Source organism: Paenimyroides marinum (assembly GCF_900108395.1).
In the GTDB taxonomy this organism is placed as follows: domain Bacteria; phylum Bacteroidota; class Bacteroidia; order Flavobacteriales; family Flavobacteriaceae; genus Flavobacterium; species Flavobacterium marinum.
In genome coordinates, this window is record NZ_FNXE01000023.1 from 21,290 (window position 1) to 33,447 (window position 12,158).

Here is a 12,158-nt window from a genome sequence, read left to right on the forward strand (position 1 = left end):
ACTGACAAACAATACGTTTTGGAAATTTTAATCATTAAAAACAGACAGGCAAATGCCTGTCTGTTGTATTTTTACGGCATTAAACCCAAAAAAATGAAGGGAAATTCAACCTCGTGTTGCAAAGTTAGTGACGGGATGTTATGTCGCTTTTGCAAAAGTGCCAATACCGTTAAAAATGGTACAACCAAAAACAAAAAGCAGCAGTATTTGTGTAAACAATGTGGTAAAAGATTCATAGAACATTATACCTACCGTGCATACCGTCCGTATATCAATAGACAAATTGCAACGCTTACCAAAGAAGGACTTGGCATACGCAGTATTGCAAGGGTACTGGCGGTTTCTGCCACAACAATACTTAAACGTATTATTGTCATTGCACGTACTGTTACAAAACCGGTTATAAGTAAAGGAAAAACATACGAAGTTGACGAAATAAACACCTTTATAAAAAGAAAAAGAAAAAAAATATGGATTGCCTATGCGTTGGAACGCACAAGTAAAACCGTGGTAAATTTCCGCATAGGTTCACGTAACAATAAAACATTAGACTATGTTCTGAAAACCTTAAAACATAGCAACGCAAAACAGATTTATACCGACGGATTAAAAAACTACAAATACCTGATAGATCAGAAAATCCACTGTGTTGTACGTTACGGGACAAACCATATAGAAAGAAACAACCTGACCCTGCGTACGCATTTAAAACGGCTGAACCGCAGAACAATTTGCTTTTCGCGAAGTCTGGTTGTTTTGGCTGCTGTGCTTAAAATCTACTTTTGGGGCTGATTTATTACATTTTATACCTCGGCAGTCCTATTTGGGTAAAATTTGTAAAGAATTTCTAAGAGAAAATACAATCTACACGTCCATTGTGATAATATAAAAGAACATTTATAGAACAACGTACAACAAAAGAAAAGTCTTTAAATTTATAAATCAAACACGATCTTAGTTTTAAATTTCAAATATCTGATTTATTATAGAATACATAAAATGAAGCACTGATGAAATAAAGATTAAAACCACGAGTTCTGAATATTCAAATTTTATCAAGACAACAGATACCCCCGGGATATTTCATTTCGAAACCTTTTCATGCAAAATATTCACCATTCTTGTCATAAGACAATTAAAAAGAGGCTAAAACATTTTAAATTAGCATGAAATCAATACCCGAATAATTTAATTTTTGATGATTATCAAGAACTTTATCGCCAACTCGAATAATTAAGATTTCCGTCAGTTCGTCCCGATAGCTATCGGGAGTTGAAAACCTGTTATTCGAAGACTTTTCGATACGCTTCACTTCGTTATGCTACTCGAAGTGACGAGTTTCAGATATATCCTGGCATAAAGTAAGTAACACTAATTTTTTAACAGCTAAGAACTATGAGCACAATTCAAAAAATAATACCAAACTTGTGGTTTGACAACAATTTAAAAGAAGCCGCAGATTATTATCTGTCTGTTTTTAAAGACGGTAAAATACTAAACACTACGTATTACCCTGAAACAGAAGCCGACGGGCTTGCCGATTTTCAGCAGGAATTTGCCGGTAAAATACTCACCATCGAATTTGAAGTCCTGGGCATGCGGTTCATAGGCATCAATGCGGGACCATTATTCAAATTCAACGAATCGGTTTCATTCATGATTCCCTGCAAAGATCAAAACGAAATTGATTACTACTGGGAGGCACTGACCGCCGATGGCGGTGAAGAAAGCGTTTGCGGCTGGCTGAAGGACAAATATGGGTTGAGCTGGCAGGTGTGCCCGGAAAATTGGGAAGAACTGAATAAGAAACCCGGCGCCTTTAAAAAAATGATGGGCATGAAAAAATTGATCATCGACGCGTTTTAAGGCATGCCCTTTTTTTGAAGACAGGAAAAACATTGACAGCAGCCTGCAGAAAGCCATCGCTTTTTTAAGGAAAAGTCGGGAAAGGCACCAGAACTGCTGGCGGTATTCATTACGGGATCTGCCTGGAAAAAATCAAGCCGCCGACTATAAAAAACATAAAACCAAACAACCATTATGGAACTAATCATCAAAACCGCCCTACAGATACAAAAACCCATTGAGGACGTTTTTACGGCTATTGTAAATCCGGAAAAGATGACACGGTATTTTATTTCTAAAAGTTCGGCTCCCCTGGAAGAAGGAGCTGAAGTTACATGGGAATGGCCTGAATTTCCCGGACAGAAATCAGTTGTGAATTCCATTAAAATAATAAAAAACCGCTTTATTTCTTTTGTCTGGGACAATAGTACCACCGTAGAAATCACATTGGAAGAACAGGCAGACCAATCGGTCGTTGTAAGGGTTACCGAAAGCGGGAAAGAACTGAATGAAGAAAATTTAAAGTGGTATGCCGGAAATACAGAGGGCTGGGCAAATTTCCTTGCCTGCATGAAAGCCTATCTGGAACACGGAATTAATTTGAGAACAGGAAGTTTTGAATTCTTACGCAGCAATGAGTTATGATCCGGTAACTTACTAAACACAAATTAACGTATCGGTTAAAATGCCCTACCTGTAAGGCGTGGCATTATTTAAAGTACTGAAAAAACAATTTATTTACATAAATAATGCATATTATAAACATTTTTGCGTATCTTTGTACCATATTTATTATCAGGCTCCTGCCTTTTGCCTTTTCTGAAATAGTTTAATCCATTTTTTTCTCTCTCAGTTTTTTGCTTTTTCAGTTGCCAATGTTTAATCTTAATTACAATCTATTATGAACATTTTTGTAGGCAATTTGAATTTCCAAACCACAGAAAACCAGTTAAAAGAAGTATTTACCTCTTTTGGAGAAGTAACCTCCGTTAAAATCGTAACCGATAAATTTTCCGGAAGTTCCAGAGGTTTTGCCTTTATTGAAATGCCTGACCACACACAGGCAGAGAAAGCCATCCAGGAACTCCAAAACTATTCGTTAAACAACCGGAACATGGTTGTTAATGAAGCAAATCAACGCGATGACAACAATCGTTACAACAAATAAACAATTAGATTAATTGATTTAATTAACCCTTTTTGTTTTATAATAACCACTGTTGAAGAAATAGCATATAATCTGTTTTTACATTCAACAGAAAAAATGTCGGTATTCCGACAGTCAAACTATGCATTTTAAAGAATTGAACCTTATACCGCCTGTAATTAAGGCGATAAATAAAGCCGGGTACGAAAAACCCACAGAAATACAGTACCAATCAATACCCCATATATTGAAAGGAAACGACATTATAGGATGTGCCCAGACAGGTACCGGTAAAACGGCATCGTTTGCCATACCCATCCTGCAGCTATTGCAACAAAACAGTTCCGCACAGAAAAATATTCGCACACTGGTATTAACACCCACCAGAGAACTTGCAATACAGATCAGCGAAAATTTTAAAATATATGGTGCATTTTTACCATTAACCCATACGGCAATTTACGGCGGTGTTCCGCAAAATAAGCAGATAGCAATTATTAACAAAGGGGTTGATATACTAATTGCCACACCGGGCAGGTTGTTAGACCTTATGAGCCAGGGATGTGTTAATATTTCGCAAATTGAGATACTGGTACTTGACGAAGCCGACCGCATGTTAGACATGGGCTTTGTGAATGACGTAAAAAAGATATTGAAAAAGGTTCCTGAAAAAAGACAGACATTATTCTTTTCTGCCACCATGCCGCCGGATATTAGAAAGTTTGCACAAACCATATTAAACCAACCCAAAGAAATCAACGTTACCCCTGTTTCTTCGACAGCCCAAACCGTAAAACAATCGGTTTATTTTGTTGAAAAAGACGAAAAACTAAACTTGCTTGTAACCATTTTAGAAGATCAGTCCATAAAAAGATCGCTGGTGTTTTCGCGTACCAAACACGGTGCCGACAAGTTAGTAAGAAAACTGGTTAAGGCAGGCATATCTGCAGCAGCCATTCACGGCAACAAATCACAAAACGCCAGACAAAAAGCATTGGACGATTTTAAAAAAAGCTCGATCAGAATTTTAATAGCAACCGATATTGCCGCAAGGGGAATTGATATTGATGAACTACCGCATGTAATCAATTACGAATTGCCCAATGTGCCCGAAACGTATGTTCACAGGATAGGAAGAACAGGCAGGGCAGGAAGTTCGGGAGTTGCGGTTTCATTCTGTGATAAAGACCAGAAAAAAGACCTTCACAACATACAAAAACTCATAGGTTTTAACATGCCGGTAATCCCGCAAAATTAAAAAAACAGTTACACATCTAATAAAAATTAAATATGGCAGATTCTTTTTCCAAAAAAGAAAATAACAAGAAAAAAACGAAACGATTACAGGATAAACAATCACGAAGAGAAGATCGTAAAAGCAATAACAATAAAGGCAAAAGCCTTGACGACATGATCGTATATGTAGATGTCAATGGAAATTTCACTTCTGTTCCTCCCCATCTTCAAAACAGGGATGAAGACCTGGCAGCAGCAAAAAAATCCAGAAGCACCGTTGATGCCGAAGACACCGTATGCAGCGGCACCGTAACTTATACCAATGAAAAGGGATATGGCTTTATCACAGAAGATAAAACCGGAGAAAACATATTTTTTCATCAGGGGCAAATTAGCCAACCGGTCAGCAAACACGATAAAGTAAGTTTTACAAAAGAAAGCACTCTGAAAGGAGACAGAGCGATTAATATCATAAAAAAATAAGAGAATAATTAATTTAATAAATAAGAGAATGTACGAAGGAACAGTAAAATTTTTTAATGAAACCAAAGGATTTGGTTTTATTTCACAAGCAAACGGGGATGAAGATATTTTTGTTCACACTTCAGGGTTATTAGACAGGGTTCGTGAAAACGACACCGTTGTTTTTGAAGTTGAACAAGGCAGAAAAGGCATTACCGCAATAAACGTTAAAAGAAAATAATAAATACTGCTTTATATTTGAAAAGAGGCTGTACAGTTTTGTACAGCCTCTTTGTTTTAAAACTTGTAAACAAAAGCGTTAATATTCATTCCTGCACCTACCGAGGCAAATAAAACCACATCGTTCTTATGCAAAAAATGCTCTGGCAATTCTTTATTTAAAAGCATCGTCAGCAAAGACGGAATGGTAGCCACACTGCTGTTTCCCAATTTGCTTATCACCATGGGCATGATATCTTCGGGCACAGGTTGGCCGTATAACTGATAAAACCTTTTTACAATGGCTTCATCCATTTTTTCATTTGCCTGGTGGATAATAATCTTGTTCAGCTGATCAATAGCATATCCACTTTTATCCAAACATTCTTTCATTGCTTCAGGTACATTTAAAAGGGCAAATTCATAAATCTTTCGACCATTCATCTTAATATACCGTATGTTCCCACAGTTTTCATTATTATAAGATTTGCCAAAATACAGATACTCTTTTTCTTTTAATGTGAACGAAGCCGATAGGTGTGATTTAATTCCCGAATCGTCGTTGCTAAGCTCTAAAACGGCAGCCCCGGCTCCATCGGCATAAATCATACTGTCCCTATCGTGAATATCAACTACCCGTGAAAGAGTTTCGGCACCTATCACCAGACACCGTTTAGCAATTCCCGATTTAATAAAGGCGTTTGCCTGAATCATTCCTTCAATCCACCCCGGACATCCGAACAATACGTCATAAGCCACACAAAAATTGTTTTTTATTTTCAAAAGATGCTTCACTCTTGAGGCTAAACTTGGAACCGTGTCCGATTGAATCGTTCCAAAACGTACATCACCAAAATTATGTGCAAAAATGATATAATCTAAAGTTTCAGGGTCAATGCCCGAGTTTTCTATGGCAGCTTGTGCCGCAATAAGTCCTAAATCAGAAGTTACCTGTTCTTTATCAGCATACCGCCGTTCTTCAATTCCCGTAATTTCTTTTAGTTTTTCTGCGATAGTTGCATTGTTCTGCTTTAACGTTTCTCCGCTTTCATCCATAAAATGGTGCTGGTCAAAGAACAGATTGGTAATGGTTTGTGAAGGAATATAGTTTCCAACCCCAATAATTTTACTTGTCATTCTAAAAAATACTTTATTGTAAGGGTTCGTTTTTATAAAGTCTTGAGTAAATATACGAATTTGAAACGGATAAACCCTTTTTTAAAAGAAACAATTGGGGCCTATATTCCTAAAATCTGTTTATACTCTTCGAAGCGGTGTTCCCTTATTGTCTGTTATTTTTTATTTTCGGTAGTTGCAGCAGCATCATCCATACTCTTTTTTATTTCAGGTTCTGAATCAAAATCATTATCTTCTGCCAATTCTCCGGCACTTATCTCTTTTAATGTTCTTTGTTTTTTTATGTACAATGCTATAAAGCTTAAAACAAAACCTATCATTGTAATGACCATTAAATTTTGAATATAAGGATAAGTCAACGTAAGTGATCCGTTTTCAATAATTAAGATGCGGAACGCCGGTAAAAAATGTGTCAAGGGTATAATTTGTGCAATCATCTGAATCCATTCGGGTGTCTGGCTTAAAGGCCAGGTAAACCCTGACAGCATAAAGCTTGGTGTTGCAATAACCATTAATATTTCGGTAGCTTTTAACTGATTCGGTATTAAAATACTTACCAAAATACCTATAAAACAAACTGCCAGTACAAAGAAACCCGCTACCAAGGTTAAAGCTCCCAGATTTTCATAGAAAGGAATGTTAAACCACCACGTAAAACCCCAATACATCAGCCATACGACAAAGCTCATCAATAAATACGGGATTATTTTAACCATCATTAATGAAAAAGTTGACCGTGTTTGCTTAACCAGATCTTTAAACGTACCGGTTTCAAATTCTGAGGCAAATGATAACGCCAAACCTAAAAGGAGCACCTGCTGCAAAACCGTTGCCAAAACACCGGGCCACAAAAAATACATATAGTTTGTACTGCGGTTATTTTTCTTGATAAAGGTGGTTTTAAAAGGCTCATACTGACTTAATACTAAGTTTTCAGGCGTACCTTGCTTTCGTAAGGTTTCTAACTGTGCTCCCACTTTCATTGTACCCAAAACCAGTTGAATAGCACTTGATGCGTAATTTGCCGTTAATATGTTTGCCGTGTTTACAATGGTTGTAATTTCGGGATACCGCTTGGTAAGCACTTCTTTTTCAAACCCTTTTGGTATCATTACCACACAGGCAGCTTCTTTCTCTATCATTAAATCATTGATATTATGTGCATCAAACTGTAACGAACTTATCTGTAATACCTCGTTATCCTGCATCATTTCAATGACTTTCGCACTCATTGGGCTTCGGTCTTCATCTACAACAATAATTGACAGATCGGTTACCTTACCTTTGCTGTAAATGTATCCGATTAAAATTCCGTAAAGCAAAGGAGCCCCGAAGAATAAGATCTTTAGTACGTTATTACTCCAAAAAAGTCGGAATTCCCTCTTAAGTAAATTCAGAAACAATTTCATATTAACGCTTTAATGTTACGGTTGATTTTGTAAGAATATCCTGTACCTGGGTATTATTTGAAGGTTTTACAACCAATTCGTACAATGGTTCCTGCATGTCATAATCAGGATAAGCCGTTGCAATATTGGCATACGCACCTATTTGTTTAATATTTTGAACAATACCCTGAATTTCTGAGTTTTTATAAGGAATTCCAATAGTTACCGTTTTACCTTTTTCATAATTTTTCAAATCGCTTTCAGCAATCGTGAAACGAAAGTACGTTGTTGTTTGCAGTGATCCCTTAAACAACGTATAACCCGGCAATGCCAATTCGCCCAATTTCAAGGTAACGGTTTCTATCTGCATATTTTGTGGTGAAATGATATAGCGTTCTTTTTCCGCAGCCTGCACCTCTTGTAAAGCACCCAATGCACGGTCTTGCTGCCCAAGTGCCATTGTCTGCTGTTCTAAACGAACGCCGTTCTTTACATCGGCTATTTCTGCATCAACGGCAATTAACTGTGCCTGTGCTCCTTGATATTTAGCAAAGACCTCATCATATTGCTGTTGTGGAACCAACGAATCTTTAACCATAGCCTCTAACCGTTGTAATGATTTTTTAGCAAACTGATATTGCTCATTTAAGGCCAATTTTTTGGCATTTAATTGTTTTAACTGATTTGCCGTGGCTCCGTGCACACTCATAGAATACTGAGCTTCGGCAGATTTTACCGCACCCTGTGCCTGCGCCTTTTTTGCTTCTACTTCAGGAATATCTAAAACAGCCAGTGTATCGCCTTTTTTTACAAAATCGCCTTCACGAACTAAAATCTGGTCAATTCTTCCCGCTATTTTTCCAACAACAGCAATTTCATCACGTTCCACTTTACCCTGAATTACCTGTGCAACTTTTGATTTGTTAGAACAAGCCGCCAAGCTTAATGTGATTCCTAATAAACAGATTATTTTTTTCATATTGTCAGTGTATTGTAATAAACGACATTAGACTGCCCGCCGACTGGTACGTTTCTATGGCTGCCTGACGTTGTTTAATAATGGTTTCTATTTTATTTAAAGACTCTTTATAAATATCGTTTTCAGCGGTTAAACGCTCTGTAATACTGATTAATCCTGCTTTGTATTGTTTTGCTGCTATTTCATTATTGTTCTTTGCAACAATTTCGCGTTGTTTGGCAATACTGATCTGTAACAGCATGTTCTCATATTCGATTTTGTTTTTCTTTAATTGAAGACCGAGCTTTTCTTTGGCGTCGTTTAATTTATTTTCGATTTGTAACGTGTTTAATTCAGCCTCTTCAATTTTATGCTTGCGTTCAAACCCGCTAAAGAGCTCCCATTTTAAAGCCACACCCACCATCCACGTTGGATTTAATGTTAAATTGTTTACTTTTAAATGTGTTGTTTGATTAATTGTGTTGATAGGAATTTTAGTTTCAGCGTTAAAAATTGATGTATAACTATAGCCGCCAAAAGCTCCCAGAGTTGGCAATAAACTACCTTTTTCTTTTTTTAATGCATATTCCGATGCTTTTTGAAAAGACTGCAACGCTTTGATTTCGTTTTTGTTTTCGCTAGACAGTTCTTCAAAAATAACAATAGGTTCCACCGAATGATTGACTTGCAGAATGTCATCGTCATCCATTCCTGTTGACTGATTAATTTTTAAAACCAACAGATTTTGTTTGTGCTGTACATCGGTTTTTTTGGATTCCAATTCCAAACGTGCCAGTTTTATTTTATCGCGATCATACGGAATAGCCAAACCCAACGAAATGGCTTTTTCTACACGTTCGTTTTCCTTATCCAATCGCTTTTCACTATCATTAATCAGCTGTTCAGCGATTTTCAGCATCTGCAACTGATCAAAACTATATAAAATATCCTTTATTACAGCATCATTTTGCAAATCCATCATATAGCCTGTCCCTTCATTTTTATACGCAAGTGCCTTGGCACCATTATAAATCTGACCACCGCTAAAAAGAACTGCTTTCGCCATAACGTTGCCATGAAAAGCCTGTCCGTCAGTTGAAAAATCAGACGCACCATTAAATAAAGGATAACCGGTAACCGGCAATGTAAGTGTGGGTAAATCTAATGAACCTTCGGTGTTTAGGTAACCGTATAATGCCGTGGCTTCTACTTTGGGAATGTATTTAGTTAAAACACTTTTACGTTCCAGTTCCAGCTTTTGCCTTTCGATGGTTTGGTTTACCAAGGTAACGTCTTTTTTTAAAGCCGCATTTAGTGCCTGTTCTATATCAGGACTAACCTGAATTTGACCAAAAGCCGCTCCACATATCAGACTAACAACTGTGAAACCTAACTTTTTCATTTTTCATATTTTTTTATGTTATCGTAAATCAATTGAAAAGCATTGCGCAGAACCAGAGTTTGTTCCTGACTCAGACCTTCAGTAGATTGGTCAATGGTTTCGTTTACCACTTTCATCACACTTTGTTCGATATCTTTTCCTTTTTCAGTAAGATAGATCAGGTTGGTACGCCGATCGGTTTTATGATGTTCCCTTTTCACATAGCCTTCTTTAACCAAATTATCCAATAACCGGGTAATACCCGGCTTATCCCGGCTTGTTGCATTGACAAGATTTTGTTGTGAACATCCGTCTTTTTTCCATAAAACAGCTAAAACAGACCATTGTTCACGGGTTAGATCAATACCGTTTACTTTAAACTTTTGTGATAAAAACCGGTTGATGAGCAAAGGAACGCGCCCAGCCAACAAATTGTATTTATTTTCACTTGTTAATATATCTGTTGTTTTCATGTGACACTTACTTAAACAAGTGCAAAGTTACAAAAACAATAGTTACAAAAACAACCATTTTAATTATTTTTTACATAAAATTATTTTTTACGATTTAATAATAAAATTTTAATATTTAACAGAACAAGTATGTTTTAAAAAGACAGAAAAAGAAGATTTTTTACAAATAGGGCGGAGCTATCCCAATTTTAAACAACAAAAAAGCCTCACATCTCTGTAAGGCTTTCTGTATTTTTGCTCCCCCTCTTGGGCTCGAACCAAGGACCCTCTGATTAACAGTCAGATGCTCTAACCAACTGAGCTAAGGAGGAAACTTAAAATTTAAAACTTCCTGCAATAAAAAGTATTTGCTTTCGCATGTTGCTCCCCCTCTTGGGCTCGAACCAAGGACCCTCTGATTAACAGTCAGATGCTCTAACCAACTGAGCTAAGGAGGAAGGTGTGTTACCTTTATTGCGATGCAAATATAGAACGATTTTTCGTTTCTACAAATACTTTTTTTAAAAAATTGTCAGTTTTTTTATTTCCCTGTAATGGCTTTAAAAATGTCGTTTCCGTTAGCAAACAACAACAAGGCTATAAGTAAAACAAAACCAACTGTTTGGGCATATTCCAGGAATTTATCGCTTGGTTTGCGTCCTGATATCATTTCGTACAATAAAAACATTACATGTCCGCCGTCTAAGGCAGGAATGGGCAATAAGTTCATTACGCCAAGCATAATTGATAACAATGCTGTAATTTGCCAGAATGCTTCCCAGCTCCAAAAATCAGGAAAAATATTAAAAATTGCCATAAAACCACCTACCTCTTTATAAGCTTTGGTTTCAGGATTTCCAATCAACTTTAATTGTTGACCATACTCTTTTAATTTATTTATCCCCATATTAATTCCAACAGGAATAGACTCTAAAAAGCTGTATCTGTCAGTACTTAATTTATACAATCCTAATTTTTCAGCATCATTATGTGTAATCAAAGCAGGAGCCACACCAATTTTACCTTCTGCATTTACCTGTAATGTTACTTCTACCTGCTTGTCATTCCGTGTAACACCGGCAACCACCTTTTCATTAGCGAATGGTTTTAATGCATCTTCCATCTGATCAAAATATTTGATCTCTACACCGTTCACAGAATGGATAAAATCTTTAGGTTTCAACACCTCCTGATTTGGTGAATCATCAGAAAAACCTCCCACCACGAAAGGCATTCTTGGCATCAATAATTTTGTTTTTTTTCTGTTTGAAGCACTATTTATGAAATCGACCGGTAATTTAATGATCTTTTCTTCTCCATTTCGGTCTACCTTTATTTCCTTACCCATTACAATTTTTAAAGCAGCTTCATCAAAACGCTCTAAATGTGCTCCATCAATAGAAATAATTTTATCGCCCGATTGCATTCCCAATCCTTCCAATACATCAGATGTTACCCAAACTCCATCCTTTAAACTATCGTTCGCAATATATTTGTCGCCGTAATACCACGTCATTCCAATATAAATCACAAATGCCAAAACAAAGTTTACCGTAACACCGCCCAACATGATGATTAAACGCTGCCATGCCGGTTTTGAGCGGAATTCCCACGGTTGGGGTTCCTGTTTTAGTTGCTCGGTATCCATACTTTCATCGATCATTCCGGCAATTTTCACGTATCCGCCCAAAGGCAGCCAACCGATTCCGTAAACTGTTTCTCCGATTTTCTTTTTAAATAAAGAGAACTTTACATCAAAGAACAAGTAAAATTTTTCTACGCGTGTTTTAAATATTTTAGCCGGAATAAAATGCCCCAGCTCGTGCAATACAATTAACAGTGATAAACTCAATAAAAACTGCGATAACTTAACTAATATGTCCATTAATTATTACTTTCTGATTTGATGCACAAATGTAAGATTTTAAGCTTA

General features: G+C 36.7%; 13 protein-coding genes and 2 tRNA genes. 7 read left to right on the forward strand and 8 right to left on the reverse strand.

Annotated features, from left to right (window positions below; translation table 11 throughout):
• Positions 1–93: 93 nt before the first annotated feature.
• From BLW20_RS08700 to BLW20_RS08730, 7 genes are all read left to right on the forward strand, one after another.
• Complete coding sequence (locus BLW20_RS08700) at positions 94–792, forward strand: IS1 family transposase (RefSeq protein WP_091099258.1); 699 nt, start codon at positions 94–96, stop codon at positions 790–792.
• Between the two features lie 603 nt (positions 793–1,395).
• Positions 1,396–1,866, forward strand: coding sequence for a VOC family protein (locus tag BLW20_RS08705; RefSeq protein ID WP_218143514.1), 471 nt, complete (start codon positions 1,396–1,398; stop codon positions 1,864–1,866).
• A gap of 174 nt (positions 1,867–2,040) precedes the next feature.
• The gene (locus BLW20_RS08710) at positions 2,041–2,490 is read left to right on the forward strand and encodes an SRPBCC domain-containing protein (protein WP_091099159.1); all 450 of its coding nucleotides are present in this window, start codon (positions 2,041–2,043) and stop codon (positions 2,488–2,490) included.
• Between the two features lie 256 nt (positions 2,491–2,746).
• Positions 2,747–3,013, forward strand: a complete 267-nt coding sequence (locus tag BLW20_RS08715) for an RNA recognition motif domain-containing protein (protein WP_091099163.1) — start codon at positions 2,747–2,749, stop codon at positions 3,011–3,013.
• A gap of 121 nt (positions 3,014–3,134) precedes the next feature.
• Positions 3,135–4,250 carry a DEAD/DEAH box helicase gene (locus BLW20_RS08720; RefSeq protein ID WP_091099167.1) on the forward strand — a complete coding sequence of 372 codons (1,116 nt, stop codon included), beginning with the start codon at positions 3,135–3,137 and terminating at the stop codon, positions 4,248–4,250.
• A gap of 32 nt (positions 4,251–4,282) precedes the next feature.
• Positions 4,283–4,711, forward strand: coding sequence for a cold shock domain-containing protein (locus BLW20_RS08725; protein ID WP_091099170.1), 429 nt, complete (start codon positions 4,283–4,285; stop codon positions 4,709–4,711).
• Positions 4,712–4,739: 28 nt separating this feature from the next.
• Complete coding sequence (locus BLW20_RS08730) at positions 4,740–4,931, forward strand: cold-shock protein (protein WP_091099174.1); 192 nt, start codon at positions 4,740–4,742, stop codon at positions 4,929–4,931.
• 56 nt (positions 4,932–4,987) lie between these two features.
• Here BLW20_RS08730 and BLW20_RS08735 read toward each other — a convergent pair whose 3' ends face one another.
• The 8 genes from BLW20_RS08735 to rseP all read right to left on the reverse strand — a co-directional run bounded on the left by BLW20_RS08735 (position 4,988) and on the right by rseP (position 12,110).
• Complete coding sequence (locus BLW20_RS08735) at positions 4,988–6,046, reverse strand: 3-oxoacyl-ACP synthase III family protein (RefSeq protein WP_091099177.1); 1,059 nt, start codon at positions 6,044–6,046, stop codon at positions 4,988–4,990.
• Between the two features lie 155 nt (positions 6,047–6,201).
• On the reverse strand, positions 6,202–7,455 hold the full coding sequence (locus BLW20_RS08740; RefSeq protein ID WP_091099181.1) for an ABC transporter permease: 1,254 nt from the start codon (positions 7,453–7,455) through the stop codon (positions 6,202–6,204).
• Between the two features lies 1 nt (position 7,456).
• Positions 7,457–8,413: an HlyD family secretion protein gene (locus BLW20_RS08745; RefSeq protein ID WP_091099184.1), complete on the reverse strand. Its 957-nt coding sequence runs from the start codon at positions 8,411–8,413 to the stop codon at positions 7,457–7,459.
• Between the two features lie 4 nt (positions 8,414–8,417).
• Positions 8,418–9,794 (reverse strand): TolC family protein, encoded by a 1,377-nt coding sequence (locus BLW20_RS08750; protein WP_091099188.1) that lies wholly within the window; start codon positions 9,792–9,794, stop codon positions 8,418–8,420.
• Positions 9,791–10,246 carry a MarR family winged helix-turn-helix transcriptional regulator gene (locus BLW20_RS08755; RefSeq protein ID WP_091099191.1) on the reverse strand — a complete coding sequence of 152 codons (456 nt, stop codon included), beginning with the start codon at positions 10,244–10,246 and terminating at the stop codon, positions 9,791–9,793. Before BLW20_RS08755 ends, BLW20_RS08750 begins: the two co-directional genes overlap by 4 nt.
• A 237-nt stretch (positions 10,247–10,483) precedes the next feature.
• A tRNA-Asn gene (locus BLW20_RS08760) sits at positions 10,484–10,557 on the reverse strand.
• Between the two features lie 52 nt (positions 10,558–10,609).
• Positions 10,610–10,683 (reverse strand) — tRNA-Asn (locus tag BLW20_RS08765).
• An 83-nt stretch (positions 10,684–10,766) separates the two neighbouring features.
• Positions 10,767–12,110, reverse strand: a complete 1,344-nt coding sequence (gene rseP / locus BLW20_RS08770; RefSeq protein ID WP_091099194.1) for an RIP metalloprotease RseP — start codon at positions 12,108–12,110, stop codon at positions 10,767–10,769.
• Between the last annotated feature and the right edge of the window lie 48 nt (positions 12,111–12,158).